This is a genomic window from Acidobacteriota bacterium (assembly GCA_038040445.1).
In the GTDB taxonomy this organism is placed as follows: Bacteria; Acidobacteriota; Blastocatellia; order UBA7656; family UBA7656; genus Onstottus_A; species Onstottus_A frigus.
On record JBBPIG010000003.1, the window covers coordinates 214,616 to 233,666 of the forward strand.

The following is a 19,051-nucleotide window of genomic DNA, read 5'->3' on the forward strand; positions in this document are numbered from 1 at the left end:
ACGCAAAGACGGAAAGCTCCGGGGACTACGAACTGCCTTTACGTATCACGACGCCAGGCAGTCGTCCAGTGGTCTTGCCGTTTTCAAACACCGGCTCGCCGTTCACAAACACTCGCTCGATGCCTTCCGACAAAAGCTGCGGCTCTTTGAAGGTGGAACGATCGATGACTCGCTTGGGATCGAAGATGACCAGATCGGCCTTCATCCCCTGGCGAATCAGTCCGCGATCGTACAAGCCTAAGCGCGATGCCGGGGCCGAGGTCATCTTGCGCACCGCGTCTTCAAGCGTGAGCCACACCCGCTCGCGCACGAAGCGCCCCAGCACTCGCGGGAAGGTGCCGGAGCCTCGTGGATGCCGCCCGCCCGCCTGACCGTCGCTTGCGACCATCACCCAGGGCTGGCGGTAGAAAATCTTAATATCCGAGTCTTTCATCGAGCGGCATACGACGCCGGCGCCGCCGTCTTTGACTATTTGAATGTAGGCGTCAACCGACGATACCTTGCGCTCGCGCGAAATTTCTTCAAGCGTTTTTCCTTCATACTCGCGATGTGCGGGGCAGCTTGTGACCAACACATTCCCGGCGCCGCCGACGTCGTCCAGACCTTTCTTTACCGCGACAGGGTCCTCGTGACGCCGGCTCGGTACTAGCACGGTGATGGTTGATTGCCACGCATCGTAAGGATAGCAGTCCGCCGTGATATCAACCCCGCTGTGCCGCGCCGCGTAGATCAGTTCGACGGCCTGCGCTGCTTGCCCCCACACGCCGACCGTTCCAAGCTTGATATGAGAAATCTGAACCGGAATGTGCGCTTCGCGGCCGATGCGAATGGCTTCCTTGAACGCGGTCATTACGTCGTCGGCTTCATCGCGCACGTGGCTCATGTAGATTCCGCCGTACCGCACGGCCACTCGAGCCAGCTCGATCACCTCTTCGGTAGTGCTCGGATGGCCGACGTCATACTCGAGCCCGGTTGAAAGCCCGACCGCGCCTTCGCGCATGCCTTGCTCGACGAGCTTGGCCATATCAGCGATCTCTTTTTCGGTAGCCGCGCGGTTATAGTCCTTGCCCATCACGCGCTGGCGAACGGTTGCGTGGCCGACAAACGCGATCACGTTTACAGCGGAGGGTGCAGACTCGCGCCTGGCCAGAAAATCGGCGATGGGCCACGGTGAGCTGCCGTCGGGCCCTACAGCGAGAGTGGTGATACCTTGCGAGACCTGGCTCACGAGGGTGGGCTCGGATGAGAGCGCGTTTTCAGAGTGGTTGTGAACGTCGATGAATCCGGGGGCGATTACCATTCCGGGCGCGTGGATAACTTCTTCGTCTGATCTGGTGACAAACCTGCCAACCGTTGCGATTCGGTTTCCAACGATTCGCACGTTGGCGGGAAACGCCTTGCGGCCACTGCCGTCGACGACGAGGGCTCCAACGATCACGCGTGATTTGACTGGTGGAAGGACTAGCGCGGCGCTGCTCGGATATAAGGCTGGAAAGCAAGCCAACAATACAATACGCGCGGCGAGGCGAGCAGAGCGTTCGACGATGCGCGGCTTCGCCTTCGACGCCAGATCACAAGTCACGTTGAGTCTCCGTTTCTTGCGGTAGTTTGAATTTGCGAATTTCAGATTCTCAGATTCTCAGATTTCAGAGAGATGGCATTTGAAATCCCGAGAACTCGCGACGGAGCCTATACAAAGCGATGGGGCCCAGTCAAGAAAGTACCGAGTTAAAGGAGCTTCCGCTCGGTCTTTGTCCAATTCGTAAGGTCATTAACTGATCGACAACTCTTTCGCGCAAGGACGCAAAGACTCGCAAAGAGCGCTAAGGTTAGTCGGGCGGTTTTGGCAGCAATCCCCCTCGTGGTAGGCTACTGACTCGTCCACTTCTGAACGTTCACCAATCAACTCGGAGTAACCATGAAACTCGACCTGCACACGCACTATTACCCCGAAATCTTTTTTCAGATGCTTCGAGATATTCCTTCTGAGTTCTCGTTCGCCAAGGACCCGACCGGGCGAACAATCATCACCCATCGAGGCGCTCGATTCTTCGGAGTCACCCCGCCTATGAGCGACCCCGCTAAACGAATTGAAGACATGGACCGGGTCGGCATAGACGTGGAAGTCATTTCGCTGTCTACCCCAAACATCTTCTTCGCCGACAAGAGCCGCCAACCTGAGGTAGCCAGAATCCTCAACGACGCTTACGCGGAACTCATCGCAGAACACCCCGATCGATTCAAGGGATTTGCCTCGATTCCCATGGATGCCCCGGATCACGCGCTCGAGGAGCTTCACCGCGCGATCGATCAGTTGAAGCTGAACGGCGTCGTGCTTCTCAGCAACATCAAAGGACGCGCGCTGACTTCTCCCAGCTACCGGCCGTTCTTCGAGGAAGCGAATCGGATGAACCTGTGCATTTTCTTGCACCCTATGCTTCCGGCGAACCCGGAGTTGTACACCGAATACGTGCTGGGGCCTCTGGTCGGCTTCCCGCTCGACACTACGCTTGCAGTGGCCCGCATGTGTTTTGATGGAATGCTTCGCGAGCTGCCGAACATACGTTGGATCGTCGGTCATCTCGGAGGCGCGATACCTTTTTTGATGGAGCGACTCGACAGCGGCTACCGCGACTTTGCCGAATGCCGAGTGAAGATCGATCAACTGCCGAGCACGTATCTCAAGAGACTCTATTACGACACGGTGACGTTCAGCTCATACAACTTGCGAATGGTGCGTGACATGGTTGGCGTGAATCATATGGTTATGGGCAGCGACTATCCGCACCTGCTGGGCTCTATCGAACGTTCGGTCAGCTCGATTCAAGACCTGGCGATTCCAGAATACGAGAAGGAGAAGATTTTCAGCGGGACGGCTCTGTCGATTCTGAATAATGTGTAGAACGGACTTGAACGACTGTCGTGCGGCTGAGTGCAATCGCCCCGACGCAGAAGGACATTGAAAAATTGAAAATGGAAGATTGAATGCAATTTGGACTTTTCAATTTTCAACGTTGTTCAGTCCCCTGAAGATAGTGTTTTATGCTCAAAGTTGGACTCACAGGCAGCATTGCCGTCGGCAAGACCCACGTGGTTTCGGTGCTGGCCGAGCTTGGCTGCGTGACGTTTGACGCCGACAAAGTAGCTCACTCGGTTATGGACCCTGGCCGTCCAGCTTACGAAGACATCGCGCTCGAGTTCGGAGAAGGCATTCTTGCTCCGGGCGGCTCGATCGATCGCCAAAAGCTAGGGGCGGTAGTGTTCGCGGACGAAGCGCGCCGGCTACGGCTAAATGAAATAGTTCACCCGCGGGTGATCGAAGAACAGAACCGGTTGCTGCAAGAAGCCGAAGCGAAAAACCCGGAGGGCATCGCCATTATCGACGCAGCGCTGATGATCGAGTCGGGCGGCTACAAGCGCTTCGACAAGCTGATCGTCATCCACTGCGCCCGCGAGACCCAGATCGAGCGTTTGATGCAGCGAAATCAGATCACTCGCGAGGACGCCGAGCGCAGGGTCGCTGCGCAGATGTCGTCGGAGGAAAAGCTGCGCTACGCCGACTACACGATAGACAGCTCCGGAACATTTGAGAACACTCGACAACGCGTTGTCGAAGTCTACGAGGAGCTGCTGCGCGTTCAACGGTCGCCGCGGACTCCGGAGACTCAGTTTGAAAGTTCGTAGTACGGCCTTTAGGCGGAAGTCTGTAGCACAATGACCGGACTTGTGACCTAGGTACAAACTTCCGCCTAAAGGCCGTACTACGAACTCTTTCATAGGAGACGCTTTGCTATGTCCAAAATACCTGCCCGTTTCATTGGCGCCGTGATCGCGGCCCTTCTTTCCGGCCACTCGAACCTCGCGTTTCAACAACCTCAGCTGGTCACGCCCTTGGCCCGCTTGCAAGCGAACATCGAACGGATCACGCGCTCGGTGAATGCGAAGTGGGGAATCTATATCAAGTGCATCGAGACCGGCGAAGAGATCGCAATCAACGCCGACGAAACGATGGATACGATGAGCGTCATCAAGATCCCGTTGATGGCCGAAGTCTTCCGTCAGATTGAAGCCGGGAAGTTCGCGCTAACCGACCGGATGACGCTCAAAGAAACAGAGAAGCGCCCGGGTACCGGTGTCATACGCTCGCTCGATGCCGGCGCCAGCCTGACCATCAAGGATTTGATCACGTTGATGATCATCGTCAGTGATAACACGGCTACGGATATGCTGTTTGAAAAAGTGGGCGGCGTCGAGCCCGTGAACAAGCTTATGCAGAGCTACGGGCTGAACACAATCAAAGCCACCGGTCCGACAGACGTCTGGTTCAAGGCCATCGCCGCTGAGCCGGACAGGTGGAAGTTTCACACAGAAGGCAAGACGCCATTCGGGCTGTCGTCTTCTCGCGACATGGGCAAGCTGCTCGAGAAGATCTACAAGGGCGAGGCCGTGAGCAAGCAGGCAAGTGAGCAGATGCTTCAAATCATGCGCGGTCAAGTTTACAGCTCTCGCCTGCCAAAGTATGTGGCAGGGTTTCGCGTGCCTCACAAGACGGGAGACTTCATGCCTTACATCGGCAACGACGTCGGGATGCTGGAAAGCCCTAATCGGCACATTGTGATCTCGGTGTTCACGGCTCGTCACAACGGCATTGGACCAAATATGGAAGACGCGATCGGGCGAATCGCAGAACAGGTTGCGAACTTCTTCTCTTACCGAGAGAGCGCAACCAAATAGCGGCGGCTATGTAACTCCCAGCGGCGTGCACTCATTTCCTCGCTCGCTTTAGAAGTACTACGATTTGAGGATTCGATACTCCCAGATTGCAGTTCGTGGGTCTGGAGCCGATTGCTGTGGAATTGCAGATCCATTTTGATCCTCATTGGCCTGCGCCGAGAATGATCTGCCAGCTTGCAAGCTGCTTACGAGCGTCGCAAGCAGAGCCAGAATCGCAAGTGACCCCAGGCGTGTCTTCGTCATAATCAAATCTCCCTGGAGAGTCGACGGGAGAACTCCATTTCAGTGGGAAGCCGGCTTGCAGTGGAGAGGCTTCTTGCAGCCGGTTCCTGATTCTACCAATTCCTGAAATTTCTTCCTCGCTTTGGTGTGCAGATCATCCCACTCCAGCATCCACCACCAGGGCGTGCTGTCTTGACGTGCTATGAAGTTGGAAACCTGGTCCCAAGTTTGGAATCCAAGCCGCTCGACGAAGTATCGCGGCAAAAGCAGCGGCAAGAAGCCAACCTGCATCCAGTCGAGAAGGCCATTGCTGTCAGGCGAGAGAAAATCGCCGGTGTCGCCAAAGACGATTGGATGACATCGGTGCTCCTCCAGGAAACGACGAACCGATGGGAGCACTTCGCTGTAGAGCCACTGTGCGCCATCTGTTTTGCCCGGAGTCCAGTACTCTCTTGCTGAAAGCACCGCCTCCACCGAGGCGAGCTTGCCTCGTTTCACGATGCCCGGCTCTTCCAGCCACCAGGAGGCCCATCGGTACCCGGCGTCAACGTAGGTCTTGCAGTCTGTGCAGGCGAAGTAAAGATTGTTCATTCCGACACCCCGCTGGAACGGCTTTTCTTTTGCGAGCCATGACGCCCTGAGCTAGAATGGGCGCGGCCGAGACCGTTGAATCTGATTCGCCACTTCGATCGAGGCAGACGATACTGTCGAAGCGGCTGGTAAGTCCTCAGAACGGGCTCAATTCTTTCTCAAAGATGTTTCTCAAAGCCGTCTATGGGCGAGCATTCGCAATACTTCTATGAGTTTGGCCGCTTCCGAATCAGGACCGGCGACCGGGTTCTGCTCCGCGACCAGGAGATCGTCCCGCTCACGCCAAAGGTCTTCGACATACTGCTCGCGCTCGTTGAAAGCAGCGGCCAGGTGATTTCAAAGGACGGCCTCATGAAGAAGGTGTGGCCTGATAGCTTCGTGGAGGAAGGAAATCTCACCCAGAACATATCGCTTTTGAGGAAGGCCCTGGGCGAAGGCCAAAACGGGCATCAATACATCGAAACGGTCGCGCGGCGAGGCTACAGATTTGTTTCGCCTGTCCGCCAGTCACGGGACAGCGAATTTGATTCTCGCGACATGGCAAGCGCGGGTATGGCAGTTGTCGAAGCTGAAGCGGTGGTGACCTCTGAAACCGGGACTGCCAGCGTGTCCCGTAACGCGGCCGTTCAGAATGTGATCGGCAGCCTAAAGCGTCACCGTGCGCTTGCGCTGGTGTCCCTGCTGGCGCTGGCCGCGGCCGCGGCCGGAATCGTCTACTCCACGCGAGGCGGCAAGGCGGTCGACGGCGCCAGCAGCATAATAGAATCAATAGCGGTTCTACCCTTCGTCAACGAAGCTGCCGATACCGATGCTGAATACTTCAGCGACGAAATCACTGAGAGTCTCATAAACAATCTCTCGCAACTGCCCAAGCTGCGAGTCGTGCCGCGCAGTGTTGTGCTCAATTACCGGGGCCGTGAAACTGATCCTCGAAAGATCGCCCGTGAGCTGAACGTTCGCGCGGTGCTCACCGGCAGAGTCCATCGGCGCGGAGACACGTTAAGCATCCAGGTGGACTTGATTGACGTTGCGAATGTGTCGCAGATGTGGGGCCAGCATTATGACCGCAGGGTGTCAGACATCCTTCTCGTGCAGGAAGACATTTCGCGGGACATCTTCGAAAATCTCCGACTCAAGCTCAGCGTCGAAGAGCAGAAACAACTGGAGGCATTCAGCCTTTATTTGAAAGGCCGCAATTATTGGAACAAGCGAACTGAAGACGGTCTGCTGCAAGGCATTGAATACTTCCGAAAAGCGATCGAGGTCGACCAGAATTATGCGCCTGCCTATGCGGGGCTCGCGGACTGCTACAACATGCTGGTGGTGTACGGGATCAACCAGCCTAAAGAAGCATTCCCTAAAGCAAAAGAAGCAGCGACAAGAGCATTGAGTATCGATGGCACGCTTGCAGAGGCTCGCACTTCGCTTGCTTTCATCAAACACCGCTGGGACTGGGCGGGTGCGGATGCCGAAGCAGAGTTCCAGCTTGCGATCAAGTCCAAACCTACTTACGCGCCGGCTCATCAATGGTACAGCTCGTACCTGGTCGCGATGGGGCGTTTTGATGAAGCGATCGCTGAGGCCAGGCGGGCGGAGGAACTCGAGCCGCTCTCATTCATCAGCAACTCGCATCTGGGTTGGATTCTTTATCTCGCGGGCCGCTACGACGAGGCAATCGGGCATTGCAAGAGATTGCTCGATGTTGATCCGAATTTTTTCCCGGCGCGGCGATACCTTGGACTGGCTTACGAGCAAAAGGGTATGAACGCGCAAGCTATCGCTCAGTTTGAGCAAGGCGTGAAGTTGTCCGGCAGTCCGCTGATGATCTCGCTGCTGGGACACGCTTATGCCGTGTCAGGCAGAAAGCCGGAAGCGCGGCGGATATTGGCGGAGTTGGATCAGCAGAAGCAACGTTACGTTTCCCCATACACCATTGCGGCCATCTATGCGGGACTTGGCGAGAAGGATAAGGCGTTCAAATGGCTGGAGAAAGCATTTGACGATAGGGACATCTGGTTGATGAATCTCAAGGTTGACCCGGTGCTCAACAATCTTCGGTTAGATAAAAGATTCACGGATCTTCTACAGCGCATGGGGCTTGCGGGATAGTCTTGCGGCGCAAACCCGCTATCCAGCAGCAGCGCGCTTTGAAATGAGCTTCGAAGACTGCCGTTGAAAAACCAGCCCCGCCGATCACGGTTAACGCTCGTTTGAGAAGACGCTGCTGCAATGCGAGAACTATTCTTTGCGCTCTCACACTATTTTGCCGTCGTTCTGCTTGCCTTTTGCGCGTACGTTTTCGGGCGTCGGCTGACGCTCGGTGTTCGCTACCACTCTCCTCTTGAACAGATGAGCTTTTCCATAGCGCTGGGCTTAGGAGTGCTTGCGTATGTGGTCTTCACTCTTGGCCTCTGCGGATTATTGAATCCCGCGATGCTGATAAGTCTGCTCCTGATCGGTTTATTGATCTGCCGTCGCGTCTGGTGGGGCTGGCTCAGCCGGTTGCGCGACGTTCAGAGTGGCGTCGATAGAACGAACAAACGGCAAGCGCTTTCTGTTGCCCTTGTCCTTTTTATCCTGCTTATCCTGTTTCTGCCACTTGTGATCCTTCCGCTCTACCCGCCGACGGCCTGGGACGCTACTATGTATCACCTCGCTTACGCAAAAATTTACGTTCAAAACCATCAGCTTGTGCTTACGCCCTACTTGCGTTTTCCGGTCTCTCCTCAAAACAACGAGATGCTATTCACGCTCGCGCTGCTGGTGCAGGACGACGTCTTGGCGCAGCTAGTTGAATTCTTGATGATGGCGGTGCTAGTCGCGGCGATGATTGCTTTCGGTTGGCGTTTCTTTTCGCGGCGCGCCGGATTGTGGGCGGGGGCAATACTGCTCCAGAGCCCTCTCGTGATGTGGTTGGGAACGGTCGCCTATGTTGAACTGGGGTTGATGCTGTTCGTGATGATGACAGTTTATGCTCTATGGAATTTTCTTGAGTCACGGCAGCAGCATTGGTTGATTCTGGCAGGAGCTTTCTGCGGGCTTGCCATGGGCACGAAATACACGGGGTTGTTTTTCCTGCTTGTTCTGACGGTGGTCGCTTTGTTTGCTGGCTGGAAGCGGCGCAATCTTCGGCAGTCACTGCGGCCTCTTGTGCTGGCCATTGTGATATTTGCGCCCTGGGTTGTGCGCAATTTCTACTATACCAAGAACCCTTTATTTCCTTTCTTCTACGATGTGTTTGGCCGTGCCTTTGGGTACGAGCTGTGGGAGCCTGAAGATTTTCGAGAGATGCATCGAGCTATATATTCGCGGCTTGGCGTTGGAAAAGACATGAAGCCGCTGATTCTGCTTCCCTGGAATCTTCTGGCTCATTGGAGAAGCTTCGGCGCATTGATTTCTCCGCTCTGTTTGTTTGCGCCTCACCTGCTATTCATTTTCGGGATTGCCCGGAAGAGAACCAGAGGGCTACTGACTATCGGAGTCGGTTTCACGCTCTACTGGTTTTTTGCCGTCCAGGATCCCCGGCACCTCATGCCTGCCCTGCCGTTGCTCAGCCTGGCGACAGCGGCAAGCTTTGACTCTTTATTGCTGCGATGGCCGTCTTCTCAACGATGGACCAGCCATAAGCTCGCAACGATTCTTGGAGCGCTATTGTTGTTTGCGCCGGGTTGGGGGTGGACGCTGCTGAGGCTACCCGCGCGGGGCCTGCTGCCCGTCTCGGCGCAGCAGCGAGACGCTTATTTGACCCGAGAGCTGCCCTCGTATCCCGCGTACAAATTGCTCAACTGTCTGAAGGGGCGCGATTATAGGCTCTATGCACTACGTGATGAGCGCATGGCGTACTTTGCCGATGGAGTGTTTATGGGCGACTATTTCGGGCCGGCAAAGTACACTCGCATCCTGGACCACATGGATGACAGCCAACGACTCTACGATGAACTGAGAAGTCTGAAGGCTGACTACTTTCTAGTCAGAAACGATCTCGCAAGAGTTACCCTTCCACACGATGCGTTCTTTCAAAGCAGGTTTAAGCTCGTCTATGAGCAGGCCGGAATATTACTGTTCGAATTAACACCGGTGACTGCTAGATCGTTTCAATCAACCGAGTGAGCAGCGACGCGCGGCGGGGAATGTCGCTGATGATTATGTGCTCGTGCTCGGCGTGCGCGGCAGCCCAATCGACTCCTACCATCGTGACGGGCTACCGAAACGCTGCTGTGCCATTGCCAGGGATTACCATCCCGCGCGAGTTTCAGGTAATCCAGACATTCGCTTGATTGCTTTTCGCTTGAATAAGGAAATGCTTTGCAGTAACATCGCACTCGTCTTCCTTGTCTAGTGGGGTGCTCTTTCGAGAGGTTTTGGTGCCAACTCACCTAGCGGCTTTGAAACCCCTCGGTTCATTTCGATTAGCGATCTACAACGGAGTTTGCAGCAACTGGTTATCTCTGGGAGCTGAATCGCCATGCCTCCTTTGGATCTCGTCAAGCTTTCGGCTGTGATGGAATTGACCAGCGGCCGAGCTGAAACCACGGTTGCTTTGATTGATGGACCAGTGGCTATGGACCATCCTGATTTGGCGAGTGAAAACATCCGTGCGCTGCCTGGAAAACTCAACGCTGCGTGCGCTTTAGCTAACAGCGCCGCCTGTATGCATGGAACATTCGTGGCGGGCATCCTGAGCGCGAAGAGGGGTGCCGCGGCCCCGGCAATCTGCCCAGGCTGCACCCTGCTAGTGCGACCCATTTTTGCAGAGATCCAATCAACAAACGGACCGATGCCCAGCGCGACTCCGGAAGAACTCGCAACAGCGATCATTGATTGCATCGAAGCGGGCGCTCGCGTCATCAACTTGAGCGCCGCCCTCGCGCAACCATCCTCTAAAGGTGGGCGCCGTCTAGATGAGGCTCTTGATCATGCAGCAAAGCGCGGCGTTATCGTTGTTGCGGCAGCCGGGAATCAGGGAGCCGTCGGCAGTTCCGCGGTCACGCGCCATCCGTGGGTCATTCCGGTTGTTGCTTGTGACCTTCACGGTAGACCGATCAGTTACTCGAACCTGGGGAGTTCCATCGGGAGACGGGGTCTGAGCGCGCCCGGTGACGGCATCATCAGCCTCGCAGCCGATGGTAAACAACGCAGTTTCGGAGGAACGAGCGCAGCGGCGCCATTTGTGACTGGCGCCATAGCATTGTTGTGGTCAGAGTTTCCAGGAGCGACCGCGGGGGAGGTGAAGATCGCCGTGACACGACCCTACGTATCGCGGCGCACCACCGTTGTCCCGCCTCTGCTGGATGCCTGGTCGGCATACCAAATCATCGCGACAACCCATTACGCTCGCAGGCGAGTGTCATGAAAAAGATAGAGGAAAGGAGCGGCGGCGCAGCACCTAAGAATGAACGGCAGCCTCATCGAGTGCGCTTGCCGGGATTCATTACCGATGGAGACATTGGCCTCGGCGATGTCATCGAGCGCGCTACTTATGCAGTTGGAATCAAGCCCTGTGGCGGCTGCGCGCGTCGTGCAGCCGCACTTAACCGCTGGATGGTTTTCTCCGGCAAGCGCTAGAACCTGGTCTATCCCGAAAGGAGAAAAGGGTCATGGAACAAACCGAATTGAATGAACAATCTACAAACCAACCGCATGGCGTGAACGGGGCACAAGCAAATGCGCTGCCGGCCAATGGTGTTACCCAAAGGGGGATCCAATCCCAAGTAAGTCCCGCGACCTGTGCTAGCTGCGGAGCCGCGGCGGATTCAAACGGCAATGGAGCGACCGCCCCTTCCTATGTCTTTGCCATTGGCAGAGTCGAGATGCGTTTTCCGACCCTCGCCGTGGAAAAGGAATTTGCGCAGGCCACCGGGCGCGCAAACACAAAGGGACTCACTGACCGCGCGGCAACCCAGGCTGTTCTTTCTGACCGCTCGAATCGCTACATTGTGCGTCAGCTGTGTTGGGTGTTTACGATCGAGGGTATGGAGACGTACATTCTTGTTCCCCGCGATCCTGCCGACTATGCCCAGTTGCTGGAAGCGGTGCGCTCTGACCCGAGCCCTCTCGACGTTGATCTTGTCGTCGGCATGCGAGGGCCAATCGCCCCGCCGGACATGTGCAATGGATTGATGGTGCCGATCGTCGCCTTCGACCAGATCTATTCCTTCGATCGCGACGCGCTCATCAAAGCGCTGCCGACGCCCAAGGGAGCAAAGGCCAAGGAGTATGCTACCGCGGCAGCAGAACTGCTTGACCGGATCATGCTTCTGGCGGATAACGCCGGGTCTACAGATGAGCATCGGGCGCTTAATTATCTGGTAGTCCGCTATCCGGCCGTCTACAACACGGTGGCCGATGCCTTTGGACGCGATTCGTCGTTGACTGCGGTTGATGTTCTGCCCTCGCCGCTGAGCGTCACACGCAAAGTTGTGGATGTGATCTTCTCATTCACCAACCGCAACACCGATGTCGTCGAGAAGTTCTTCACGCGAGTCGACGTGACAGAGGAGTTTCCGTTCCTGGTCACCAAGATGTCGCCTTACTTTGACCGTTGAGACTGATTCCACGGAGAAGTGTTTTGTGCGCGTGATGCGACTGAGGAGTTCCCGTTCCTGGTGACCAAATTGTCGCCGTACCATAACTGATGAACTTAACTAACCAAAAGGAGATGTGAGATGAACACCAAGAATACTGTACCTGGATTTACCGCTGAAGCGTCGCTTTACAAGGCCCGCGCGGACTACCGCATGAATGCCAGCAATCTCGTTGGGGTAGAAACGAATATCATTCCCCAACTAAGGATCGTGGCCGGCGCACCAGGCAAAAGCGGCGAACTCAAGAGTATCTGCGCACAGATAGGTGCCATAGTTAATGAGTTTTATCAAGATAGCGTTAACCCAAACAATAGTTCCAGCGAGCAACAGGAGGCGCGAGATGTAGCCCGCCAAATGTATAATCGTAGCAGGGGCAGTTGCTCATTCGGCGTAATCCCATAGAGGAATTCCAACCCACGAAGGCGGAACATGTATGTCTTACCACGTGGGAAGGAAACCAAGCCGGAGCAGTCTTATTGGGAAGTTCTCTGTGCGCGCCGATGTGACTCAGGGCTCGGTTCCTGATGACCAATTGTCGCCTGAGGACAGACAAACTCAAACAATGGAAGGAGAATAGTAATATGAATTTACCTGGATTTACTGCAGAAGCTTCGCTCAACAAGACAAGCAAGCACTACGGTATTGCCGCAACTCTCGAAGCTATGGAGTTAAGCACCACACTGTACCCGCAAGCGAGGCGAGCGACTGGCCCGTTTGGACCTTTCGGATTTCCCGGTCAAGATTGTGCGGGGGCATGTTGGCACGTTTGCATGAGCTCGGGGTTAGGCAAGGGTTCGTTTTTTGACCACTGCATGAATAGCTGCCAGAGCTCATGTAGCGGATCTACACTTATCGCGCGGCTATGATCTGAGGCAACGGTGCCCAGTTGTGGCGGCAGGTATCTCAGGCGACCGTTGGATTATGGGACGGAGGGTTTTGAAAATGAACATGCCAGGATTTACTGCGGAAGCGTCGCTCTACAAACGAGTAGTCACTACAATATGACAGAGGATTCGAGCAATCTGCGAAGCGGCGAAGGACTTATTCCGCAGGCACCGATAATCCTCCGTAACTGTTTCTGTACACCTAACAAAAGATTTTGCTGCTGCCGCGACGCGAGCGGTTGGGTATGCGGCGCCAGTACATCCACTTAAGAGATAGCGTTGTGAAAAAAGCCGCCGTCTGGCTCCCACATCCCATCCCCTTATCCGTTCGTTACTGCGTTGCCGTCCATCATCGCTTTAAGCAGAGTAGCTAGTAGACGCGCTCAACTTCGGCGCACTCAAATCGTTTCAATCAACCGAGTGAGCAGCGATGCGCGGCGGGGAATGTCGCTGATGATTATGTGCTCGTGCTCGGCGTGCGCGCCTGCCCCATCGACTCCGAGCCCATCCAGCACCGGCACGCCCAACGCTGCGATAAAGTTTCCGTCCGATCCGCCGCCGACCGAGCCCTCTTTCAGATCGTAGCCAATCTCGGAAGCCAACCGCCGGGCGTGTTCGAACAGCTCCGCTGTCTCAGGTGTCCGAACAAGCGGCGGACGATTTATCCCGCCGCGCACTTCGATGCGAGCGCCGTCGATCACCGGCTGGAGACGGGACATCGCTTCGGTTATGCGTTCACCCTCTGTGACGGTTTGAAATCGCATATCGATGGAAGCGTGAGCCTCGGCTGCGATCACGTTTGAAAGGACGCCGCCGCGCGCCACGCCTACGTTGAGCGTCGTGCCCCGCTCGTAATCGTTCAGCTTGTTGATAGCGAGGATTTGATGCGCGAGTTCTGTTATCGCGCTGATACCTGCCCGAGGATCGTTGCCCGCGTGAGCCGGCCTTCCGCGAATAATCAGTTCGAACTCGCCGACCCCTTTGCGTCCGGTCTTGATCGTCCCGCCCGGTATGGGCGGCTCCAGCACAAGCGCGGCGTGTGTGCGGCGCGCTTCTTCTTCAATCACGTCGCGCGAAAAATGACTACCGGTTTCTTCATCGCAAGTCATCAGCATAGTCACGCATCGTCTGGTGGCAATGCTCAACTCTTTGATTGCCCGCATCGCGAAAACAGCAAGCATAACTCCGGATTTCATATCGAATATGCCCGGCCCGAATGCGCGGTCTTCTTCAACTCTGAAAGGCCGCGCGGCGAGCGTTCCGATGGGCCACACGGTATCGAGATGTCCGACGATCAGAAGCTGCTTCTCGTTTGGCGATGCGTCAGGCGCGCAATCGAACCGCGCGCGGAGCGTGGAACCGTAGGCGGGATCATTGAGCAACTCGACTGCCGCTCCCTTCGAAGCCAGACTTTCGCCGAGGTTCTCCGCTATCCGTCGCGTAGCGCTGGCTTCGCGAGACATTGATTCTTGTTCTACGAGCCAGCGGCTGAACTCGAGCATCTCCGAGCGATGGGCTTCGAAGTAAGACAGAACCGCTGGGCCGGGCCTGTTCGCTTTCATCACACCAAGTTTTATCAGAGGGAAGCCGAGCACGCCAGCCGGCGAACCTCTCTCCAAGGGGTTGGTTAGCGGTTCACCGGCGTGACCCGTTTGTTCTACTTACGCTGGAGCAGGCGGTCGATTATCGAAGCGAGGTCGTTGATGAAGTCAGAATTCGGATTGAATCCGCCGCGCGGCTGCCCAAACGGATTACCCTGAGGGTCCAGAACCACGATGGTAGGAAGCTGTGCGATTTTACCGCTGAAGCGCTTGAACGCAGCTTGATTCGTGTCGCGCAACACGCGGACCGAGCCTGAAGCGCCTGCCATACTCTTGAGCTGATCATTAGTCAGTTCGGTGGCCGGGTTGATGCTCACCCAGAAGAACTTTACTTCTTTGCCTTGGAATCGGTCGGCCAGCGCCTCGAGCGCCTTGAGTCCTTCGCGGCGCTGCGGATCCTGTACGCCGCTAAACAGGAGCACGGCAACGTTGCCGCGCATGCTCGAAAGAGTGACGGACTGTCCATCGGATGTCGAAAAACCGAAGTCCTGCTGCGCGCTCGCCGTGACTGCCGCGCAAAATATGATGGCGATGGCAGCGGTTATTGCTCTCGATCGGGTAAACATGGCTTTCTCCTAAGCTTGCTCCTATCTCTTCTCTTACCGATCTTGGATGCTGCGCGAGCCGGCAAAGTTTCACATCCCTCGCCGGTATTTCTGCTGCGCTTGTTTGAGTTTGAAGTCTAGCAGTTAGAACGAACCACCGGCAAACTGGCACTCGTTCGTAGCTGCTCAACGGAGATTTCAAACAGGCGATCGTAGGTTTACAAGACGCGTTCACTTGTTCGTATCTCGCTGGATGGCCTCAAAGCCCTTATAATCTGGCCCTGAAACCAGGTCCGGCAAGCGATGGGAGCTTAACATGATTTCAGCAGTGCTTCTGGCAGCGGGTGAGTCGCGGCGGATGGGGGAGTTCAAACAGTTGCTGGAGTTGCGCAATAAGAGCTTCGTCGAGCATTGCGTGGACAACCTTCTGGCATCTCGCGTCGGCGAAGTGATCGTTGTGACCGGTCATCGCGAATCCGAAGTCCGGCGCGCGATCGGTGATCGTCGAGTGAAATTCGCGCACAACCCCGAGTATCAGTCGGGAATGGCTTCGTCAATCATCCGCGGTGTCGAGGCGGTCTCTCTGACAGCGCGAGCTTTCGTGCTCGCGCTCGTTGACCAGCCCTGGATCGACGCCAGTGTGATCAACCGGATCATCGAAACCTACGAAAAGGCACAGACACTAATAGTGATTCCGGCATACGAAGGAAAAAACGGTCACCCGATCCTTCTGGACATCAGCCTCAAAGAAGAGATTCTTAAAATGGATCCGGCGCGCGGTCTTCGCCAGGTGGTTGGCGCGCATCCGCGCGAGATCGCGCGCGTCGAAGCTTCTGACCGCGGGGTGCTGGAAGACTGCGACTTGCCCGAGGACTACGAGCGGATATTGAAACTATGATGTGAGCATCAGGCGGGCGCTGGCTACATATTGCTCAGCACTAAGTTCCCAGCGGGTACGGTGTGACCAAAAGCCAATGAGGCCCCCGCAGCGCGAAGGCCTCCTTTTTCTGCCCGAATTCAACCGATCATCAAACTGCTATTCTTTCTCGCGCTGCGCGAGATCCCGGCACCTCAAACGGGATTACTCGGCCGTGGCTTGACGCGACGTGAGCGTCTCTCACGCGACCAGCCCTGAGCGTTGCGATGTTTACGCCGACGGCCGACGCCAACAAGTAACTACTGCCTCCGCAGTGTGCACAGTTGCCGGCCCGGTCCAGGTACGTCTTGATTGGCCGAGCGCCTTCCCCGGAACAGTTGCCGCAGATTATCTGAATTCCAATCGTCATCAACCCGGGGCGCGGCTGAACTAGCTGCGCCGGATCTGCGGTTCGGCCCTTCATCAGGACGAGGCTCGCGAATCCCAGTGCGATCGCGGTTGCCACCATTATTGTCAGCATAAGGTTCTCTCCTCACGACTCTTGTCTAAAACTATTCATTCAATAATCGCTTCTCACGGACCTCTCTTCGCTCATTCAACAGTACGAAGCAAAGACAGCCGTCGATTCAGACGAGATATAAGCAATGCCTGTGCCAACTTGAGTCGAAAGCCGCGTCGCGATTGTCCAGCGTCATTTTAATTTATCTGTGTGGATTCTAAGGAACTCGATGGCCTGAGGGGAGTGAGCTTGGGATAGAGTTGTACTCGAAGAGTACAAAGCTGCACAGATGTTCAAAGTGGCGCCTGACTAGCTGTCTTCCATACTGACATTCCTAGTTGAGCCAGGAGAATCATTATGCGCGACCCTCCCGCGTGAGGCGCGACGGTCATGGTCGCGCGCACTCACGGACCAGGTTAGCTCCGCGCGCGCCGGCAGACTTTGCCAATGTGCGCCGAAGAAGACGACGTCACCCGCGTATTACTCCGCGCTTTACAGCTTCAACTGCATCCGTGTAGCCTGCATACGCAATGTGCGGTCGATTCGTCAGGAAAAGATCCTCTTCATTGATGGCAAAGGATTTCAGCGTCGAAGAAATCACTGACGATCTCCAGCCCAGTTTCAACATAGCGCCGACGCAGAATGTCGCGGTCGTTTTGAGAGATGGAGCTATCCGGCTGGTCGCGATGCGTTGGGGGCTAGTGCCTTCATGGGCGACGGACCTGGCGATTGGCAGCAGGCTCATCAACGCACGCGCGGAGACGTTGATGGAGAAATCAGCTTTCAAGGACGCGTTCAGGAGACGCCGATGTCTGGTCGTGGCGGATGGTTTCTATGAGTGGCAGAAGCGGGGCGGCGCGAAGACTCCGGTATTCATTCACCTCGAGCCGGAGCGCTCGTTCGGCTTCGCCGGCCTCTATGAAGTCTGGACGCCGCCTTTTGGGGAGCGGCTCGTTACGTGCACGATAATCACAGCAGAGCCGAACGATTTGGTGCGTCCGATCCACGATCGTATGCCGGTAATTTTGCCCAGCGGTGTCGAAGGTCTCTGGCTCGACCCCGAGGTGGAAGACCCCAGGCGGTTGCTCGATCTGCTGCAGCCCTATCCGGCCGATGAGATGGCCGCGCACACGGTTTCGAGTCTCGTAAACTCGGTCAAAAACGATTCGCCGGAATGTATTGAGCCGGCGCCAGACACGAGCGAGCCGCTGCTGTTTTGAGGCTAAGGCCTTGACCAAGTGAGATGAGCCGCAGGATGGCGGCTTCAACACCATCCTAAGAATCACCCAAGCATGTTCTACCGAAACCGCGGCTACATCCGCCAATCGGCGGGGAAGTGTTTGCTTTCACCGGGTGGTATGATCACTGAGTCCCCGAATGAATCTCCGAAACGCTCGACCACCAATCCGTCCTCGCTCATAAGCTCGATCTCGTATTCTGATATTTCTGTCTCGCATTCGGAATGGTTGGTGAATCCGCAAAACACCCACAAACGCTGGCGGGGACCGAACTCAAACACGCCGCCTGAATCCCACTCTCGGGTCCAGATGACCTGCCCATCAGAGTCCATCAAGACGAGGCTATACCCGGCTATTTTCAACGCGGGCGTCGTCTGGGATGTTCGCCGAGAGCTCTTGTCTCTGCGCCTCGGAAGGTTCATCGCGGACGCTATGCGACTCCTGATCCCGGCAATCAATGCGAGCACCGAGCCCCAACCGCGGAGCCATGTCGGGTGAGGAGTCAGTTGGTCAAGCCGCTGCATTAGGACGCACCCTTGCTCTTATGCAACTGGTCGTTCGCTTCGACGCTGATCTTCTCGGGCAATCGCGCCGCTTCTTTGCCCATCGTTACAGCGCCGCTCAAAATTGCGCCCTCTTCTACAAGCAGGACCGGAGTGCTTACGTCACCCTGGACGCGCGCGGTCTTGTAGATCTCAACTCTGGACCGGGCGTTGACGTTTCCGCGAACGGCGCCTCGAATCACACAAACGCCGACGTCGATATCAGCCTCGACCTCGCCGGTTTGCTCGATGACGAGAGTGCCGCTTTCCGAGGCCAGCTTGCCGTTGACTTTGCCGTCCACCTGCAGCGCGTCTGCAAAGGAGACGTCTCCAGACACTTCGACCCCTCGGCTTATCCTACCCTGGCCTGAGTCGTCAGCGTTACCTTTGAACCCTTTCATGTCATCCTCCCTGCTTGTGGTTTAGAGAAAGAACAATCCCGCCGAACCGTTCGTGGTGGGACGAGGCGGTGCCGTGCGATTTCTGAACTGTGTTGTTGTTCCGATTTCTAAGAACGAGATGAGGATCAGGGCCGAACCGTTTGCGTGTCTCGCAACGGACGAGATAATAGCACAGCCCTGCGAAAAGTGAACATCTTTCTCTAGCCATTCGGTGGTTCTTGTTGGTTTAGCTCCCTAAATGTCCTGTCTATGGCAACGGGAACGCCAGTTTCTGACGCCACGGCTCCAGCGGAGCGACTTGGTCGTGGAAGGACATTCTTGGTAGTTGGTCAG

19 protein-coding genes are annotated in these 19,051 nt (G+C 56.0%); 11 read left to right on the top strand and 8 right to left on the bottom strand.

Annotation, left to right across the window (positions count from 1 at the left end; translation table 11 throughout):
• Window positions 1-25: 25 nt before the first annotated feature.
• Window positions 26-1,582 carry a D-aminoacylase gene (locus tag AABO57_04725; protein ID MEK6285025.1) on the bottom strand — a complete coding sequence of 519 codons (1,557 nt, stop codon included), beginning with the start codon at window positions 1,580-1,582 and terminating at the stop codon, window positions 26-28.
• A 336-nt stretch (window positions 1,583-1,918) separates the two neighbouring features.
• Between AABO57_04725 and AABO57_04730 the strand changes: the two genes are divergently transcribed.
• From AABO57_04730 to AABO57_04740, 3 genes are all read left to right on the top strand, one after another.
• Window positions 1,919-2,902 (top strand): amidohydrolase family protein, encoded by a 984-nt coding sequence (locus AABO57_04730; GenBank protein MEK6285026.1) that lies wholly within the window; start codon window positions 1,919-1,921, stop codon window positions 2,900-2,902.
• A 140-nt stretch (window positions 2,903-3,042) separates the two neighbouring features.
• Window positions 3,043-3,684, top strand: coding sequence for a dephospho-CoA kinase (gene coaE / locus AABO57_04735; GenBank protein ID MEK6285027.1), 642 nt, complete (start codon window positions 3,043-3,045; stop codon window positions 3,682-3,684).
• A gap of 108 nt (window positions 3,685-3,792) precedes the next feature.
• On the top strand, window positions 3,793-4,734 hold the full coding sequence (locus AABO57_04740; protein MEK6285028.1) for a serine hydrolase: 942 nt from the start codon (window positions 3,793-3,795) through the stop codon (window positions 4,732-4,734).
• A gap of 57 nt (window positions 4,735-4,791) precedes the next feature.
• Here the strand turns inward: AABO57_04740 and AABO57_04745 are convergent, their stop codons facing one another.
• Together AABO57_04745 and AABO57_04750 are read right to left on the bottom strand one after the other, a co-directional pair.
• The gene (locus AABO57_04745) at window positions 4,792-4,977 is read right to left on the bottom strand and encodes a hypothetical protein (protein MEK6285029.1); all 186 of its coding nucleotides are present in this window, start codon (window positions 4,975-4,977) and stop codon (window positions 4,792-4,794) included.
• Window positions 4,978-5,016: 39 nt separating this feature from the next.
• The gene (locus tag AABO57_04750; GenBank protein MEK6285030.1) at window positions 5,017-5,547 is read right to left on the bottom strand and encodes a hypothetical protein; all 531 of its coding nucleotides are present in this window, start codon (window positions 5,545-5,547) and stop codon (window positions 5,017-5,019) included.
• Between the two features lie 183 nt (window positions 5,548-5,730).
• Here AABO57_04750 and AABO57_04755 point away from each other — a divergent pair, with 183 nt between their 5' ends.
• The 6 genes from AABO57_04755 (at window position 5,731) to AABO57_04780 (ending at window position 12,533) form a co-directional block, all read left to right on the top strand.
• Window positions 5,731-7,656, top strand: coding sequence for a winged helix-turn-helix domain-containing protein (locus AABO57_04755; protein ID MEK6285031.1), 1,926 nt, complete (start codon window positions 5,731-5,733; stop codon window positions 7,654-7,656).
• Between the two features lie 120 nt (window positions 7,657-7,776).
• Window positions 7,777-9,657, top strand: coding sequence for a glycosyltransferase family 39 protein (locus AABO57_04760; protein MEK6285032.1), 1,881 nt, complete (start codon window positions 7,777-7,779; stop codon window positions 9,655-9,657).
• Between the two features lie 355 nt (window positions 9,658-10,012).
• A complete protein-coding gene (locus AABO57_04765; GenBank protein MEK6285033.1) occupies window positions 10,013-10,900 on the top strand; it encodes a S8 family serine peptidase in 888 nt (295 codons plus the stop codon).
• The gene (locus AABO57_04770; protein ID MEK6285034.1) at window positions 10,897-11,112 is read left to right on the top strand and encodes a hypothetical protein; all 216 of its coding nucleotides are present in this window, start codon (window positions 10,897-10,899) and stop codon (window positions 11,110-11,112) included. Before AABO57_04765 ends, AABO57_04770 begins: the two co-directional genes overlap by 4 nt.
• Before the next feature lie 32 nt (window positions 11,113-11,144).
• Window positions 11,145-12,092: a hypothetical protein gene (locus tag AABO57_04775; protein MEK6285035.1), complete on the top strand. Its 948-nt coding sequence runs from the start codon at window positions 11,145-11,147 to the stop codon at window positions 12,090-12,092.
• Between the two features lie 120 nt (window positions 12,093-12,212).
• Window positions 12,213-12,533: a hypothetical protein gene (locus AABO57_04780; GenBank protein ID MEK6285036.1), complete on the top strand. Its 321-nt coding sequence runs from the start codon at window positions 12,213-12,215 to the stop codon at window positions 12,531-12,533.
• An 880-nt stretch (window positions 12,534-13,413) separates the two neighbouring features.
• On the opposite strand, the gene AABO57_04785 is transcribed toward AABO57_04780, so the two are convergent.
• Entirely contained in the window at window positions 13,414-14,577 is a 1,164-nt protein-coding gene (locus AABO57_04785; protein MEK6285037.1) for a M20 family metallopeptidase, read from the bottom strand.
• A 95-nt stretch (window positions 14,578-14,672) separates the two neighbouring features.
• Window positions 14,673-15,182 carry a redoxin domain-containing protein gene (locus AABO57_04790; protein MEK6285038.1) on the bottom strand — a complete coding sequence of 170 codons (510 nt, stop codon included), beginning with the start codon at window positions 15,180-15,182 and terminating at the stop codon, window positions 14,673-14,675.
• 295 nt (window positions 15,183-15,477) lie between these two features.
• Here AABO57_04790 and AABO57_04795 point away from each other — a divergent pair, with 295 nt between their 5' ends.
• Entirely contained in the window at window positions 15,478-16,059 is a 582-nt protein-coding gene (locus tag AABO57_04795) for a nucleotidyltransferase family protein (GenBank protein ID MEK6285039.1), read from the top strand.
• Window positions 16,060-16,189: 130 nt separating this feature from the next.
• On the opposite strand, the gene AABO57_04800 is transcribed toward AABO57_04795, so the two are convergent.
• A complete protein-coding gene (locus AABO57_04800) occupies window positions 16,190-16,558 on the bottom strand; it encodes a hypothetical protein (protein MEK6285040.1) in 369 nt (122 codons plus the stop codon).
• 509 nt (window positions 16,559-17,067) lie between these two features.
• On the opposite strand from AABO57_04800, the gene AABO57_04805 reads away from it, so the two are divergent.
• Window positions 17,068-17,757: an SOS response-associated peptidase gene (locus AABO57_04805; protein ID MEK6285041.1), complete on the top strand. Its 690-nt coding sequence runs from the start codon at window positions 17,068-17,070 to the stop codon at window positions 17,755-17,757.
• Between the two features lie 92 nt (window positions 17,758-17,849).
• Here the strand turns inward: AABO57_04805 and AABO57_04810 are convergent, their stop codons facing one another.
• On the bottom strand, window positions 17,850-18,299 hold the full coding sequence (locus tag AABO57_04810) for a hypothetical protein (protein MEK6285042.1): 450 nt from the start codon (window positions 18,297-18,299) through the stop codon (window positions 17,850-17,852).
• Window positions 18,299-18,718 carry a polymer-forming cytoskeletal protein gene (locus AABO57_04815; GenBank protein ID MEK6285043.1) on the bottom strand — a complete coding sequence of 140 codons (420 nt, stop codon included), beginning with the start codon at window positions 18,716-18,718 and terminating at the stop codon, window positions 18,299-18,301. Before AABO57_04815 ends, AABO57_04810 begins: the two co-directional genes overlap by 1 nt.
• Window positions 18,719-19,051 lie beyond the last annotated feature (333 nt).